The following is a 15525-nucleotide window of genomic DNA, read 5'->3' as shown; positions in this document are numbered from 1 at the left end:
CAGTGGAGCCGCGCTACAGGCTCTTGGTCCCGATTCCAGGATCACAGCCCAAAAAAGGCGTTTTTGCCTACTTTTGTCGCCTTGAACAAAAGTAGGGCGCTGTAAGAGCGCAACACTTCAAAAGGATATAGAGCCTAACCCTCACCGCGAATGCGCTCCGTATCAAACAATCCCCCAAAACCTATGATGAAATCTGCCGCCCCGAAAAACCGAAGAGCCTAATCCAACAAGAAAATCACACCACCCCCACAACCCCTTACAACGCCGAACAATTGGTCCCGAAGCCTAGAGCCTGTCTCAGGCGGCGAAGCGCAGCCCGATTGAGTCCACAGGGTGGACAGTCGTTTCGGGCAGCGAAAGCCGCCTACAGGCTCTTGGCTTCGGGGCCAGGCTCACAGCGCGAAAAAGGCGTTTTTGCCTACTTTTGTCGCCTCGGACAAAAGTAGGGCGCTGTAAGAGCGCAACACTTCAAAAGGATATAGAGCCTAACTTCCACCGCGAATGCGCTACGTTTCAAATAAATTCCAACTCTTCATATGGAGAACGCGTTCATCTCCACCGCGAATGCGCTACGTATCAAAGAAGCAACGACACCTCGTATAGGCATGACGAATACATGATCACCGCGAATGCGCTATGAATAACAAAAAGGCCGCTTGAATCATCAAGCGGCCTGTGTTTTCAGCTAAATATAGTTCGGATAATCCGTGCACAAAAGGTGAAGCGGCGCTTCATCCTCCTCGATCTCGGGGAACCTGGCCTGGGGCTGGTGAAACCTGTTGTCGGTGTTGTCGTCGTTGACCGACGACACCTCGCCGACCAGGACCTTTCCCTTGCCCGGTTCTCCGTAGAAGCGGTGGTACATGCCCTGTTCCAGGAAGATGGATTCGCCGGGCGTCAGGATGACCTTGCCGCCGGGTTTTACGGTGCGCGCAAAGCCGTCCACCGAGACGGTGATGGGCTCGGTGCCGAGTTCCTCTGCTGGGGTGGAGCCGTACAGTTCGATGACCAGATTGCCGCCGCCCCGGTTGATGATGTCCTCGGTCTTGGCCCAGTGGAAGTGCATGGGGCAGATCTGGTTCTCTCGGATGATCATGATCTTTTCCGCGTATTTCTTCGGGTGTCCGGCGGCCAGGTTGCCGTTGCGGATGGTGAACAGGATCAGGCCGCGCTGTTCGAAATCGCCTGCGCCGTAGTCGGTCAGGTCCCATCCGAGCTGATTCTTCACGACCTCGGAGTCGCCCTTTCCCTTCCAGTCGTCAGGCCCCCAGAAGGCCCAGGGCGGCAGTGCGAACTTGAAGGAGGCATAGAATTCCTTGGCATCACTGATGAGGGCATTGATTTGGCTTCGTTTCATGAAATCCTTCTAGGTGAGGCGGTGTGCTCCGTCAAGGGGCCGGTTGGACATGACGCCGTGGGGTAGGGCATACTGCATCCATGCCGCTTCACGAAATTACCATACGTACCTTTGGAAACGCCACCCATCGGCAGCAGGTCGTCGAACTGTGGCAGACGGTTTTCGGATATTCAGCCTCCTACAATGCCCCGGAATTCGTCATCGACAGGAAAACAGACCATGACGACCTCTTTTTCGTGGCTTTGGATGGAGATGCGGTGGTCGGCACGGTCATGGCCGGGTACGACGGCCATCGGGGATGGATATATTCTTTGGCCGTTCACCCGGACCAGCGCAAACAGGGCATAGGTTCCATGCTGCTCGATCATGCGCAGCGGGCGTTGGCAAAGCTCGGCTGCTTCAAGGTCAACCTCCAGATCCTGAAGACCAACGAGGCAGTGCGAAAATTCTATGAAGCCAACGGGTTCGCCGTTGAAGATCGCCTCAGCATGGGCAAACGGCTGGATTAGCTTGCCGGGCGGACCAGGATGACGACCCGGCGATTCATGGACTGGTTGTCAGGGATGCTGTTGCCCGCCTTGTCCGTGTTCGGGGCAAGGGGGCGGGTGTCGGCCAGCCCCATGACCTGGATGTCGTTCTTGGGGAAGCCCTGGGCGATGAAAAAGCGGGCCACTGAGGAGGCGCGGGCGCTGGACAGTTCCCAATTGGACGGGAACTGGGACGACTTGATGGGCAGATTGTCGGAATGCCCTTCGACGGTCAGTTTATAGTGGGCGTCGGTCAGGGGGCGGGCCAGTTTGTTCAGGATGTCGACCGCCTCCGGGGTCAGGTCCGCACTGCCCAGGGGGAAGAACACTCCGCCCTTGAGGTTGATGGCCACCGCGTCAGGGCGCAGCTTGAGATTGACTGCCCTGGATTCGCGGCCGATGAGTTTGGCCAGCTCCAGTTCCAGTTCGAACAGGTTCTTTGATTTTTTTTCTTCCTGGCTCATGGGCTGCTGGTCCGGGCGGTTGCTCGGCGCAGCCTTGCCTTTCATGGCCTCGGCCAGGACGCCGGACATGGCTTCATAGCGGTTGGGATCGACCTTGGACACGGAGAGCATGACCACGAAAAAGCAGAGGATCAGCGTCATCATGTCGGCCAGGGTCAGGCGCCAGCCGCCGTCCGGGACAGGCCGTTTCCGCTTGGGTATGAAGTTGCCGGGAATCTGCATGACTGTCTACTTTCCGGTGGTGATGGAGGACCATTTGCTCGGCGGCAGATACCCCTTGAGCTTGTCCATGATGATGGGCGCGGGTGTCTTGTCCTTGATGAACAGGATGCCGTCGCGGATGACGCACATGAGGATGGTGCGTTCCTCGATGCGCCGTTCCACCTTGGTGGCGATGGGGGTATAGATCATGTTGGCGAACAGGGCTCCGTACAGGGTGGTGGTCAGGGCCGTGGCCATGGCCGGACCGATGCGGGTCACGTCGTCGCCCATGGTCTGCATCATGGCGATCAGTCCGATGAGCGTGCCGATGATGCCAAAGGCCGGGGACAGGGAGGCCATGGTCCGGTATATGCCTGCGGCGTTGAACTCCTGCTCGTGGTATTGCTGGATGCGGTTGTTGAGAATCTCTCCGAGTTCCTTTTTCGAGTAGCCGTCCACCAGCATCTGCAACCCGTCGCGCAGGAATTCGTTTTCCATTTTCTTGAGGGATTTTTCCAGGTGCTCTTCGCCCTTGGAGGAAGCGGTCCTGGACAGCTCCACGATATCCTTGATGTAGTCGCCGATGGGCAGTTCTTCGGCCTTGAAGGCGGACATGAACAGCCCCATGACGCGCATGACCTCCCGCAGGGGGTAGCAGATGAAGGTGGCTGCGATGGTGCCGCCCAGCACGATGGCCAGGCCCGGTCCGTTCAGGAAGACCTGGACCGAATCCGTGGCGGAGATGGTGGCGGCACAAAGAACGAAGATGCCCGCGATGATGCCGAAAATGGTTGCGATATTCACTAGACGGCCACCCCTTTCGAAATTTTGATCAGTTCAATGAGTTCGTCGGATACGTCCTCGGCTTCAGCCGGATTGGCCGGGCCGCGCTCCTTGGCCTCGTCCTGGACGATCTGGGCGATCTTCTTGGACAGGTTGCCGAGGATCTTTTCGCGGGATTCGCCGTCCGCAACCGAGAGCAGCACGCCGAGTTTGTAATACCCGAGTTTGGCAAAGGCTTCCTTGCACGTGGCGTTGTCGACGAACACGATGTCGTTGACGTCTTCAAGGTCGGAGATTTTCTTTTTCTTGCGTTTGACCCGCTTGAAAAAGTCCTCTTCCTGGTCTTTGGCCCAGGTCAGGGCGGCCCCCTTGTGGAAGAAGAAGAGGGTCTCCGGGATCTCCATGTTGGCCATTTTCTTGTACAAGACATCGGTCTGGGCTTCCACTTCCGCGGCCAGGTCATGGATGTCGATGTATTCCAATTCCGGTTCCAGGGCGTTGGACTTGGACAGCTCCTTGTGCAGGTTGGAAGCCACTTGGAAAAAGGTCTCCAGGTCGTTCACCTTGACGTAGCGCTCGGCAAAGGCCTTGCCCGGTCCATGGGATGTCAGGGTGACCAGCTTGAGGGCCGCCAGTTGATCCAGAGCGCTGTCGATCTCGAGTTGGGTCACGAGCAGGATATTCTTTATCTGTTTGGACAAGTCGGGAATGGCGATGCCCATTTTGTGGTTGGGTATGCGTTTGGCCTCGGCTGTCTGCATGGAGATATGGCAGCGGTGGGCCATTTCAAGGATGCGGCAGATGCTCAGGAAGGAATTCTTGTGCGTTTTGTTGGGGTTGATGTCGCCTGCCTTGCGTACCCGTTTTATAAGGAGTTTGGTCAGGTGTTGGATGGTTTTCGGGCAGCGCTCGATCATGGCCTGGATGACCTGCTCGGTCAGGAGCATCAGGTCGCAGAATTCCGCGGCTTCGGCGCTTTCGGTGCGGTCGACTTTGCTCAACACGCTCATTTCGCCGAAGATCTCGCCGCGTTCCAGTTTGTCGAGCACTATTCGCTTGCCGTTGGCGGATCGATACAAGGTCACGGACCCCTTGCGAATCATGTAGGCAACGGTGCCCTTCTGGCCTTCTTTGTATATGGATTGGCCCTTGAAGTAGGACTTGATATTCTGGTCGCTTTTGGTGGTCATGGTCTTCCCTTTTCCCGGTGTATGAACACTGTGCATCCCTTTGATGTCTGGATTAAGGCTTGTGTATCGTATCTTCTTTTTTGTTAATGTACAATCTTGTGAGGGCGGGGACAATTAGAAGTTCAGTAAAAACGAGGATAAGGCTGGTGTAATCCGTTCGAGGCGGCAGGAGGACACCATGGAAAAAAAAGTGGCCTTTGCTGTCCGCTGAGGGTATAGGGAAATCCTGCTCTGCTGTTATGGCCGGAATATGAAGACGGTATGCCCTGTCTTCTCAATGAGAAAGGAGCAAATAATGGGTTTATTTTCAAATAAGAAGTCTAAAGAAAGCTCAGAACTTAACGCCTTTCTTGGCGTGGGCACCGAATACAGAGGAAAGCTTGATTTCGTCGGCACGGTTCGTATCGACGGTCATTTTGAAGGCGAAATTTCCACTGACGGTGTTTTGATATTGGGTCGCAAGGCCTTCATAGAAGGCACTGTGCGAGTGGGGCAGCTGTCCTCCTGTGGTGAAATCCGTGGCGACGTGTTCGTCAAGGAAAGTGCCGTGTTCGAGAAGACGAGCGTGCTCAAGGGCAGTTTGAACGCCCCGGTGCTGGTGGTGGAAAAGGGGGCCGTGGTCGAAGGTTCCATTACCATGCCAAGGGACGAGGCGCCCGCCATCAAGCCCAAAGTTGTATCTGCGAATTTTGGTGGCCCGACAAGTGTGTCCTCCACAAAGGAGCCCCCTGTAGCCAAGACCGGCTCCGATGCTACCGGAGCGTAACGGAGGTTTATGATGTTCGAACTGGTTATTGAAAATAACGGAGTTGAATACATCGCTTTTTCTGCCGAGAAGAAGCGTGAGGTGGAGCTGGTTCTGCAGCGTCATACTCGTTCCCTGACCGACGGCACGGCTTACATTCGTGAGGCCAAGGCCAAGAAATAATCGATCGTGATTACGGTCCGGTTTTTCCCGTAGTAAGAATGGAACACCCCCCGTGCAGGATATCTGCGCCGGGGGTGTTCTTTTCTGCCCCTTGTCATGACTCTATGGGTGTCGGCATCGGTTTACTGTCGTCACGATATATGAGAAAGTCCGCGTGACTTTTACGGGAGTTATTTATGGAAAAAATTATTTTGGTGCATGTGACCGGCAGTGACCGGCCAGGTTTGACGGCAGAGCTGTCCGACGTGTTGGCAGGATACGACGTGGACGTGCTCGACATCGGTCAGGTGGTCATTCACAATTTTCTCACCCTCGGCATCCTCATTCGGCTGCCTGCCAATTCCCAGCCGGTGCTGAAAGATCTGCTCTTCAAGGCGCATGAACTGGGCGTGACCATGAGGCTGCATCCGCTGGCTGAGGACAAATACTCCTCTTGGGTCGGTGACGCAAACAAGCCCCGCTACATAATCACCTTGTTGTCCCGCTCTGTCACGGCAGAGCAGGTGGCGGCCATCACCCGTGTGGTTGCGGATTCGGGATTGAATATCGACACCATCCATAGGCTGTCCGGCCGGGTGCCGCTTGATTGCAACGACTACGAGTGTTCGCGCGGCTGCGTGGAGTTCACCGTGCGCGGCACGCCCGGCGATGTTGGTGATATTCGTTTGAAATTCCTGCGAATTTCTTCTGAATTGATGGTGGATATCGCCTTTCAGGAAGACAACATTTTCCGTCGCAACCGTCGGCTTGTCGCCTTTGACATGGATTCCACCCTGATCCAGGCCGAGGTCATCGACGAACTGGCCAAAGAGGCGGGCGTGGGTGAACAGGTGGCTGCCATCACCGAAGCCGCCATGCGCGGCGAATTGGATTTCAAGCAGTCCCTGAGGAAGAGGCTCTCATTGCTCGAAGGACTGGACGAGTCCGTGCTCCAGCGGGTGGCTGACCGGCTGCCCATGTCCGAGGGCGCGGAAAAGCTTATCTCCAATCTCAAGAACGTGGGCTACAAGATCGCCATCCTGTCCGGCGGATTTACCTATTTTGGCGACATCCTGAAAAAACGGTTCGGCATTGATTACGTCTACGCCAACGAATTGGAAATCAAGGACGGCAAGCTTACGGGCAGGGCTTTGGGCGATATAGTGGACGCCGAGAAAAAGGCCGAGCTGCTTCAGTCCATTGCCGACTTGGAGGGAATTTCCCTGCAACAGGTCATTGCCGTGGGCGACGGAGCCAACGATCTGCCCATGCTCAATCTCGCGGGGCTGGGCATCGCGTTCCATGCCAAGCCCAAGGTCAAGGAGGGGGCACGGCAGGCCATCTCCACACTGGGCCTGGACGCTATCCTTTATCTCATCGGCGTCCGCGATCACGAAGCCCTGTAGGGTGGCCTCCAGCGGTCGGGGGAAGGGGAGGACAACCTTTTGAGAAAGGCCTTTCCTCCCCTTCCCCCGAACCCCCCATCGCCTCCTTTCCCAAAACTGTTTGTATCGCTGCGCGAGGCTCCCCACAGGTTTGTCCCGGTTCGGAGCGATTCGGATGCCAAAGGCGTCCGACAGCGGCTCTTTCCCGATGCGCTCGGGCTCTCCCAAGCCGCCCTCAATCGAAGATTGTACAAATGAAACAGGGCTGGTAATGGATTGACACCATTCATTTCCCGTTGGAGGACCATCATGTTCGATTCCGACCGACCCTATACTCTGGATTCCGTGGTCCGCATGGCCCTGGGGGCAGGGTTCCTCATCGGCCTGGTCTGGCTGCTGGGTTATCTGTCCAGTGCGCTTGTCCCGTTCGTGGCCGCGTTGCTCATGGCCTACCTGCTCAATCCTTTGGCCTGTTTCTTTGAAAAATATGTCAGGAACCGGAGTTTGGCGGTCCTGTTGACCATCCTTGTGCTGTTCGGCGTCATTGCCGCGATAGTCCTTCTGGTTGTGCCCATGATGGTGTCGGAATTCGTGCACATGGGCCAGGTCCTGTCGCAACTGATGTCCAATACGGAATTCGCCGACAAGGTGGCGAGCAGCCTTCCGCCGGATATCTGGAATTGGCTGCGGGAGACCGTGCAGAAGCCCGAGGTCCAGGAGATGTTCTCCTCCGAAGGGGTGATGAAGGCGGCCCGGTCGCTTCTGACGACCGTGGTTCCGGGAATCAGGGGCATGGCCCAGGGGGCACTGAATGTGGTGGCCGGACTGATCGGATTGTTCGTCATCCTGCTGTACGTGATCTTTCTGCTGGCCGACTTCGGCAGGATCAAGGCCAATTGGCAGGAATACCTTCCCCAGAGTTACCGGGATGGTATTACCGGATTTCTCGGTGAGTTCGAGAAGACCATGGGGCTGTATTTCCGCGGTCAGATCATCGTCTGTCTTCTGGTGGGCGTGTTCATGTCCACGGGATTCGTGCTCATCGGCCTGCCGTTGGGCCTTGTGCTCGGTATGCTCATCGGGCTTTTGAATATCGCTCCGTATCTGGGGGTTGCCGGTGCGGTCCCGGCCGTGCTCCTGGCGGCGTTGAACTCACTGGAAGCGGGCGAATCCGTTTGGGTAGGCATCGGCCTTGTCGTGGCCGTCATGTCCGTGGTCCAGGTCATCCAGGACGTTGTCCTGGTGCCGAAAATCCAGGGCGAAAGCCTGGGGCTGTCTCCCTGGCTCATTCTCCTGTCCCTGTCTGTCTGGGGCAAGCTTCTCGGCTTTTTGGGCCTGCTCATCGCCCTGCCCATGTCCTGCCTGTGCCTGTCGTACTACCGCAGGATGTTGGCCAAAAAAGAGATCGCTTCGTAATGCACTTCTGTCTCTAGAGTGTTTGGTCTTTGGTGATGGGCATGGGCATCTGCGCGGCACTCATTGTCGCGGGAGCGGTGTGGGAAGCTGAAGCCGGCGGAATGGTCTTCTTGCGCTACGGGGCGGATCAACGTTGGGGGTGATCCTGTTCAAAAGGAAGGATCATATAGAATTCATTGCCTTTTTCCGTGTGGGAATAGCCGACCTTGCCACCGTGAAGCTCGACCACCTGTCGGACAAAGTACAGGCCGCGGCCCGTGCCGGATTCATGGGCCACATTCCCGGCGCGGAAGCCCGGCTTGAACACTTCCATGGGGTCTTCCAGGTTGAGCGGGTGCCCGGTGGAGGTGACCCATATGCGGATGCCAGGGTGGCCCGGCGCAAAAAAATCCTTGATGATCCGCCATCCGTAGGACACGAATTTTCCATCACGCCCATCGGCCAGAACGACGTTTTCCGTGTATTTGAGGGCATTGGACAAGAGGTTGTCGAGCACCTGTGACATGAGGCCCCGGTCAAGTATCAGTCGGATAATCTGATCGTGAGCGCCACCCATACCGAGATTGATCTGAATGCCCCGTTCCTCGAACCTGTGCCGGAAGCGTTCGACGAGCGGATTTATGATTGTTGTATGCAGGTTGACTTCCCGCTTATCCAGGACATAACGCCCTTCCTCGAAATGACGTCTGCGGAGCAGTGCCTCAAGGAACATGGACGTGGATTCATAGTGACTGTAAATCTCCTGATACTGCGCCTCAATGCCGCTGGCGATTTCGGCCAGTCGATTGCCCTCCCGGATCATGTCCGGATTGTCGCATTGTGTCATCATGACCAAGGTTTCGGAGGTGACCAGGTGCAGTTCCTCGATTTTCCGTTTCAACCGGTTGAAATAGAGTTTGAAATACATGTTGGGCACAATGACATTATGCCCGATGTCCTGGACCATGGATTTGATGAAGCGGATGTGTTCGCGGTTGCGGGCGCGGATGATGCGGTGATGGAGTTGAAATCCGACGCGGTTGACGAATTTTTCCAGGAAGAGCCGGGCGTGTCCCGGCAGCGTTGAGCAGGGGTGCATGACAAAGCAGCCGATGATGTTGTTGGGCGGCACGAAGGTGAGCATGTCGTTGTATTCCGGGTTGCCCTGGATGGGGATGAACATATGATCGTTTGATACGGTCAGACGTTCGTTGAATTCGTGGTCCCAGGTCCGGGTCGACTCCATGTTGGCTTTGTTCGTGGAACAGGCAGCCAGGGAAAAGGTCTCTTCGTCCTCCAGGATGTACATGCAGGCTTCCATGTTGAACAGGGCGCGGGGAATGGCCATGCAGATTGCATAGAACATTTCGCGTCCACGCAGTTCCTGGGCCAGTTCGAAGAAAATGTTCAGGGCGCGTATCTGGCGCATGGAAAAATCGTAGCCTTCGTAATCGACCAGTTTTTCCTCTATGCGGGTGACCATAAGCTCCAAACGTTCTTGGTCCGAGAGACTGAGCAGGTCTGCATCGGGTCTTTCGGGCACCTTGTTGCCCATGCCGGAGTCGTCCATTTTTATACCCTGTCGTCCAAGCCTGAAGTTATGATTAGAGCAACCATACCTGTAGGGAGGCCTCATGACAAGAAAAGGTGAGAAATATTATTATCTCAGCTCAGGGAGGGGTATAAAAGGCGAAAGGGCCGCTGTTGCGGCCCTTTCTGGGTTAGAGGTCTGCTTTTGAGGAGGGGTTTGAGGTTGGTACTGCTTTCAAGGGAGGTATGGTATATGCGTAAAGGCCTATTTTCTGGTTCGTGCCATCCTGGTGGGATGGGGGGTATTCACCCGGACGGGCACGGGAACCAAGGCCGTTATGCCGAATTTTTCTCCCACTTCCCGGACGCCCTGATCGGCGTCCGGGTTGGTGAGGAGGGGCCGCCGTAATACTACGGCGACCAGGATGCTGAGAGTGAAAGTGACTGCGTCGATCATGCACTCTTTAAAGCATAGGTCGTGCCAACCGTGATAACCGTGTTATTGCAGCAGGTTATAAAATCACAGACTGCTTGCAAATTGTGCAGTGTGCGTGATGTTGCACATTGACGTGTGCACTCTTGCACAAAAGTGTAGGGCGCGGCGTTTTCCGGCGTGCAATCGGGGACGGATGTGTGTGCGCTTCGAATCAGTATGCCAGGAGGGCGTAGGCAAGCCCTACCAGGGCTATGCTCGCGCAACGAAAGAGCTGATTGGCCATGATGAGATTGAAGGCCATGCGCGGGCGGAAGATGCCGGCATAGTAGGGAAACTGGTGTCTGAAGGCGCGCACCGGGGAGGAGAGCACGTTGCCGAGCATCAAGGCCAGGATGACCTGGGTCTGGGTCAAGCTGGTGTCCGCAATGAGTGCGCTGGCCACGGCCAGACCGGCGGTGAACTCGGCGGCCGTGTGAAAGGCCACGATGGACAGTGCCTCGGGCGGCAAAAAGGTGAACAATGGAATGCCGCTGGCCATGATGCCTTCCAACCAGGAAAACATGCCGAGTTGCTTGAACACAAAGAAGAGGGTGTATACGGGGCAGGTGATGTAAAGCACCTTGGGAAGTCGCTTCCTGAAACGCTTCCAGGCCTGTTGCAGCGCCTTGTCCAGCTTGATCCGGAAGTGTTTCCAAATGAGGCGGGCCATTGCCATGGGGCGCCTTTTCAGCCTCGGCCAAGTGATTTTCACGAAGGCCTTGGAATCGTTTTTGCCCCTTATCTCCTCCAGTCTGCAGGGAAGGCACCCCTCCGGAATGGGCGGCAGCAGGAACTTTCCGGCAAAGACGATAGCCGTGGTACGGAGGACGGCGGCAAAGGCGGTCAGCCCAACATAGATGAATGCTGCCGGACCGATGAAAGGTGCGGCGATGAAAAAAATGGTCGGCAGGTGCAGGAAGTAGGTGGGCAAAGAGTTGAACAGGTTGGACAGGATCAGTTCGCGGTCTGAGATGGTGCCTTTTTCGTGGGCCTCGGAAAGCATGGTGTTGGCCGTGATGCCGGAGAAGAAAGCCATGGTGAAGCTGGCGGCGGATACGTCTTTGAGCCGGGCGCGGCGGGCCAGCGGGTCTGCCAGCTTGGCGGCATACTGGGTCCACTGCAGGGACTCGATGAGGATGCCGACCAGCAGGCCCACGGAAATAAAGAAGGTCAGCCGGATCAGGGGCCAGAATAGGCCGTTCCAGAGTGTCGGCCAGGAAAGGTCGAGTTCCATCTATTTTTTCTTGGGTTTGACCTTGATCTTGCGGACCTGGGCCATTTCGTCTTCAGGCATGTAGAAGGTGTTCTTGTCGCCCGGGAATGTTCCGCGCCTGACCTCGGCGCAGTAGCGTTCCAGAGCCTTGCGGGACTCGTCGCCCAGTTCGGCGAAGCGGCGCACGAATTTGGGGGTGAACCGGTCGAAAAGGCCGAGGGTGTCGTGATAGACGAGAATCTGGCCGTCGGTGATGTTGCCTGCGCCGATGCCGATGGTCGGGATGGTCAGGGAGTCGGTGATCAACTCGGCGGCCTCCACCGGAATGGCTTCCAACACCACGCAGAACGCCCCGGCCTCTTCTACGGCTTTGGCGTCTTCGATCAGTGCGCGGGTGGCGTCGGCAGATTTGCCCTGAGCCTTGAACCCGCCGAATTTGGCCACGTGCTGTGGGGTCAGGCCCACATGGGCCATGACCGGGATGCCTGCGGCAACCAGGGCCGTGATCTGCGGGACCACGGGGATACCGCCTTCGAGTTTGACGGCCTTGGCGCGGCCTTCGGAGATGATTCGGCCGCCGTTTTCCAGGGCCTTGTCCACCGTGGCAAAGGACATGAAAGGCATATCCGCCACGAGCAGGGCGTGTTTGACACCCCGGCTGGTGGCCCGGGTGTGGTGGATCATTTCGTCCACGGTCACGGAAAGGGTGTCTTCATGGCCGAGCACAACCATGGCCAGGGAATCTCCTACCAGCACGAGATCAACGCCTGCCTGGTCTACGAGGAGTCCCGAGGAATAGTCGTAGGCGGTCATGCAGCAGATCTTTTCAGCACCCTTCATGGCCTGGATATCAGGCGCGGAGATGGGTTTGGCCTTGGCCGGAGAGGGGGTGGGATTGGTGGTACTCATGGCCGAAAGAGTATGGCCGCCGGGCCTTCGAGTCAAGGGGTGTCACGTAAAACGGGAAGGGCTGCCGGGGAAAGGGGGTCCTTCCTGACGGATTGGCCATCCTTGACGGTCTTTAAAGGTCCGCAGGTCGGACCCCGGCCAAGTGCGCATGGACGGCAAACGGGCCGCCCGATGGATCGGACGGCCCGTTGGATACGTGCGTTTCTCTGTTCCGGTTACAATGAGGCGAGGTTCTGAAGAACCCAGATGACGCGGCCCACGGTGCGGGCGTCCATCTCCTTGGCCGGAATGGTCAGGTCGGAGTAGCTGTCGTTGTCCGCCTTGAGCAGGAAGGTGTCTCCCTGATGAAAGACTCTGCGGATGGTCAGTCCCTGATGAGGGAAGTATACCGCACAGAGGTCGCCGTCGGGATGCTCGCTCTGGTCGCGGTCAATGCCGACAAAGGCGCCGCGTGCAATGACGGGATCCATGCTTGCGGAGTCCACTTTGACCACCAGGAGTTTGGGGCGACAGAAGGATTCCGGGACCGAGAGCTCTTCAATGGGCTTGGCCTCCCATGCATTGGCTTCCTTGTTTGCACCGGCCATGGTGGAAACGGGAACCACGCGGCTGCGGGAGTTCATTCTGCCATAGGGGGTGGGCGCCTCGCGCAACAGGGTGTCTGCCGGAACCTTGGCCTTGTCGGCGTTGATGTATACGGGTTCGACACCTTCGGACAGCCAATCCGGGTCCAACCCGTGGCTGCGGTACAATTTGAGGAACCAATCGGCAGGAATGGAACAGCGGCGTTTGGCGTCGGAGATGCTGGACTGACGGACATCAAGGACTTCCGCGAGCTGTACCTGCGTACGCGCTCCGGTGGCCTTCTTGATCCGTTCAAGCGCTTCTTCGAACCACTTGAGTTGTGCGTCGTCGCATCTTCTTTTTTTCTTGGGCATATCGACTCCTTGTAAACAATGACATCCTGGCCGGTTTGCGTGGTAGATGCTGTGCAACTCTCACTGCAGTCGGCCAATTAGTTTCCGTGAGGGGGGATACTCCCCAGTGTATCAAACAGGTCTTGTCTGGATTTTTCCTTAATCGGGAAAAACTCCCGGAGACCTTGGGAGTTATTCCCACGAATGTCAATATTAGCCTGCCAAAGTTTTTTTTGCAAAAGAAAAGGATGTGGGCAACAGGTGACCACATCCTCACATGTATCAGGAATAGCTATTGCAAGTATTTCATGAAAGGGCTTTTGGGTGTCATGATGAAGCGGGTGTTTTGCCCGAAGCCGCGCCGGTAGGCATCAAGGCTTCGGGTGAACGTGTAGAATTCCGGCGATTGGCTCAGGGCGTCGGCATAGATCTTGACGGCCAGGGCTTCGCCCTCGCCTCGGATGATCTCAGCCTGCATGTTCGCATCTGCCAGCAGAACAGTCCTTTCCCGGTCCGCAGTGGCCTTGATCTTGGCCGAAGCCTCAAGGCCCTCGGAGCGGTACTGCTTGGCCTGGCGTTCCCGTTCGGCCTTCATGCGGCCGTAGATGGAGCGGGCGTTTTCAGCGGGCAGGTCAGTGCGTTTGATGCGGACGTCCAACACCTCTATGCCGTAGGGCGTGAGCAGTTCCTTGGACCGGGCGGTGACTGCATCCATGATTTCCTGGCGTTTATGGGACACGACCTCGATCAGGGTGTACCGGCCCAGGGCCACGCGCAACTGGGAGCGGACAATGTCGTCCAGACGGGCCCGCGCCCCCTGAATGGTGCGGACCTTGGTATAGAAGGTCAGCGGGTCGACAATGCGCCACTTGGTGTAGGAGTCCACGTTCATGTATTTCTTGTCCGTGGTGGTGATTTCTTCGGGCTTGGCGTCGAAGTCCAGAATGCGTGCGTCAAAGAAGACCACGTTCTGGACCATGGGCAGTTTGAAGTGCAGGCCGGGGCCGAGCGCCTCATCGCCCACCGGGCGACCGAGCTGGATGACGATGGCCGTTTGGGTCTGGTCCACGGTGAAGGCCGCAGAGGTCAGGATGAACGCGCCGACTATGATCGCTATGCTGAGAAGTATCGTTGTTTTATTCATAATATTTACCTGCCTTATTGCGCTTCCTTGGGAGCGGGCTGCTTGGGCAGCTTCTCCAAGGGCAGGTAGGGTACGGATTTCTGGAGTGCGTCGTCGGACATGATCAGCTTTTCCGTTTCCGGATTCGAGAGGATCGTTTCCATGGTCTCCAGGTACATGCGCTGACGGGTGATATCCTTTGCCTTGTTGTATTCGGAAAGGACGGACAGAAAACGGGCTGCATCACCTTCGGCGCGGCGGATATTGGCTTCCTTGTAGGCGTGGGCCTCGTTGGTGATGCGTGCGGCCTCACCGCGCGATTTGGGCAGGATATCCCGTTGGTACGCTTCAGCTTCGTTGATGAAGCGGCTCTTGTCCTCGCGTGCGGAGGCGACATCCTTGAACGCGTCGATGACTTCGTCCGGCGGATGCACGTTCTGCATCTGAACAGCCACAACGGACAGACCCGTGTCGTAGAGGTTCAGGATATGCTGCATCAGCTCCCGGGTCTGGGCCTGGATTTCCTGCTTGCCGGTGGTCAGTGCGTCGTCAATCTTGCCCTTGCCGATGATTTCGCGCATGGCTGCTTCGCCCGCATGGGCCAGGGTCTGCTCGGGGTCATTGACGTTGAACAGGTAGTTCTTGGCGTCCTTGATCATGTACTGGACGATGAACTGGACTGAAACGATGTTTTCGTCGCCGGTCAGCATCAGGGATTCTTCCTTGACTTCGTGGCTGACACCCTGTTGGAAGGTTTGGGTCTTGGCCCTGCCCGTGGATCGGAAACCGAATTCAACGCGCCGAATTTGTGTCACCTTCGGGGTGAGCGCGCTTTCCACCGGGAACGGAATGTGGTAATTCGGACCCGCAGTGGTGATGCGGTTAAATTGTCCGAACTGTTTTACCACACCGACTTCGTCGGGTTCCACGATGTAGAATCCGCTGGCGATCCAGAGGACGATGAAAATCGGAATGATGAGCTTCCAGCCGGGCAGTTTGAACTTTTTGAGTTTGTCAAACTGATCTTGGAAGTCGTCAAAGCTCGGCGGCTTGCCGCCGGGGCGCCCCTGTTGTTGTTTTTGTAGTTTTTCCCAATCCCAATTCATAATGAGTCACAAGTAGGCACAATGCAGGGACAGGTCAAGGCTG

16 protein-coding genes are annotated in these 15525 nt (G+C 56.7%); 5 read left to right on the top strand and 11 right to left on the bottom strand.

Translation table 11 applies throughout. The features are described 5' to 3' along the window. Window positions 1–685: 685 nt before the first annotated feature. Window positions 686–1357, bottom strand: a complete 672-nt coding sequence (locus DWB63_RS14830; protein WP_128329635.1) for a D-lyxose/D-mannose family sugar isomerase — start codon at window positions 1355–1357, stop codon at window positions 686–688. Window positions 1358–1437: 80 nt separating this feature from the next. On the opposite strand from DWB63_RS14830, the gene DWB63_RS14825 reads away from it, so the two are divergent. Beyond that, window positions 1438–1866 carry a GNAT family acetyltransferase gene (locus DWB63_RS14825; protein WP_128329634.1) on the top strand — a complete coding sequence of 143 codons (429 nt, stop codon included), beginning with the start codon at window positions 1438–1440 and terminating at the stop codon, window positions 1864–1866. Here DWB63_RS14825 and DWB63_RS14820 read toward each other — a convergent pair. The 3 genes from DWB63_RS14820 to DWB63_RS14810 are packed head-to-tail and all read right to left on the bottom strand — an operon-like array spanning window position 1863 to window position 4522. Then, window positions 1863–2570: a flagellar motor protein MotB gene (locus tag DWB63_RS14820; RefSeq protein ID WP_128329633.1), complete on the bottom strand. Its 708-nt coding sequence runs from the start codon at window positions 2568–2570 to the stop codon at window positions 1863–1865. The two genes, DWB63_RS14825 and DWB63_RS14820, sit on opposite strands and share 4 nt — an antisense overlap. Window positions 2571–2576: 6 nt before the next feature. Continuing rightward, the gene (locus DWB63_RS14815) at window positions 2577–3353 is read right to left on the bottom strand and encodes a MotA/TolQ/ExbB proton channel family protein (protein WP_128329632.1); all 777 of its coding nucleotides are present in this window, start codon (window positions 3351–3353) and stop codon (window positions 2577–2579) included. Continuing rightward, window positions 3353–4522: a cyclic nucleotide-binding domain-containing protein gene (locus DWB63_RS14810; RefSeq protein ID WP_128329631.1), complete on the bottom strand. Its 1170-nt coding sequence runs from the start codon at window positions 4520–4522 to the stop codon at window positions 3353–3355. Before DWB63_RS14810 ends, DWB63_RS14815 begins: the two co-directional genes overlap by 1 nt. A gap of 295 nt (window positions 4523–4817) precedes the next feature. Between DWB63_RS14810 and DWB63_RS14805 the strand changes: the two genes are divergently transcribed. The 4 genes from DWB63_RS14805 (at window position 4818) to DWB63_RS14795 (ending at window position 8230) form a co-directional block, all read left to right on the top strand. Continuing rightward, on the top strand, window positions 4818–5288 hold the full coding sequence (locus tag DWB63_RS14805) for a polymer-forming cytoskeletal protein (protein WP_128329630.1): 471 nt from the start codon (window positions 4818–4820) through the stop codon (window positions 5286–5288). A 12-nt stretch (window positions 5289–5300) separates the two neighbouring features. Next, window positions 5301–5450 (top strand): hypothetical protein, encoded by a 150-nt coding sequence (locus tag DWB63_RS17365; protein WP_164879906.1) that lies wholly within the window; start codon window positions 5301–5303, stop codon window positions 5448–5450. A 176-nt stretch (window positions 5451–5626) separates the two neighbouring features. Beyond that, window positions 5627–6835, top strand: coding sequence for a phosphoserine phosphatase SerB (gene serB, locus DWB63_RS14800; RefSeq protein WP_128329629.1), 1209 nt, complete (start codon window positions 5627–5629; stop codon window positions 6833–6835). A gap of 288 nt (window positions 6836–7123) precedes the next feature. Further along, window positions 7124–8230, top strand: a complete 1107-nt coding sequence (locus tag DWB63_RS14795; RefSeq protein ID WP_128329628.1) for an AI-2E family transporter — start codon at window positions 7124–7126, stop codon at window positions 8228–8230. Between the two features lie 127 nt (window positions 8231–8357). Here the strand turns inward: DWB63_RS14795 and DWB63_RS14790 are convergent, their stop codons facing one another. The 7 genes from DWB63_RS14790 to hflK all read right to left on the bottom strand — a co-directional run bounded on the left by DWB63_RS14790 (window position 8358) and on the right by hflK (window position 15482). Further along, entirely contained in the window at window positions 8358–9779 is a 1422-nt protein-coding gene (locus tag DWB63_RS14790; RefSeq protein WP_241648878.1) for a HAMP domain-containing sensor histidine kinase, read from the bottom strand. A 225-nt stretch (window positions 9780–10004) separates the two neighbouring features. Then, on the bottom strand, window positions 10005–10196 hold the full coding sequence (locus tag DWB63_RS14785) for a hypothetical protein (RefSeq protein ID WP_128329627.1): 192 nt from the start codon (window positions 10194–10196) through the stop codon (window positions 10005–10007). 190 nt (window positions 10197–10386) lie between these two features. Further along, entirely contained in the window at window positions 10387–11448 is a 1062-nt protein-coding gene (locus tag DWB63_RS14780) for a hypothetical protein (protein ID WP_128329626.1), read from the bottom strand. Next, window positions 11449–12336, bottom strand: coding sequence for a 3-methyl-2-oxobutanoate hydroxymethyltransferase (gene panB, locus DWB63_RS14775; RefSeq protein ID WP_128329625.1), 888 nt, complete (start codon window positions 12334–12336; stop codon window positions 11449–11451). It lies immediately after the preceding gene. Between the two features lie 215 nt (window positions 12337–12551). Then, window positions 12552–13274, bottom strand: coding sequence for a S24 family peptidase (locus DWB63_RS14770; RefSeq protein ID WP_128329624.1), 723 nt, complete (start codon window positions 13272–13274; stop codon window positions 12552–12554). 271 nt (window positions 13275–13545) lie between these two features. Further along, a complete protein-coding gene (hflC, locus tag DWB63_RS14765; RefSeq protein WP_128329623.1) occupies window positions 13546–14397 on the bottom strand; it encodes a protease modulator HflC in 852 nt (283 codons plus the stop codon). Between the two features lie 14 nt (window positions 14398–14411). Next, window positions 14412–15482, bottom strand: coding sequence for an FtsH protease activity modulator HflK (gene hflK, locus DWB63_RS14760; RefSeq protein ID WP_128329622.1), 1071 nt, complete (start codon window positions 15480–15482; stop codon window positions 14412–14414). Window positions 15483–15525 lie beyond the last annotated feature (43 nt).

This window comes from Pseudodesulfovibrio sp. S3, from assembly GCF_004025585.1.
GTDB lineage: Bacteria > Desulfobacterota > Desulfovibrionia > Desulfovibrionales > Desulfovibrionaceae > Pseudodesulfovibrio.
Note: the sequence above shows the minus strand (reverse complement) of the source record. Positions and strands in the feature narration are given on the sequence as shown.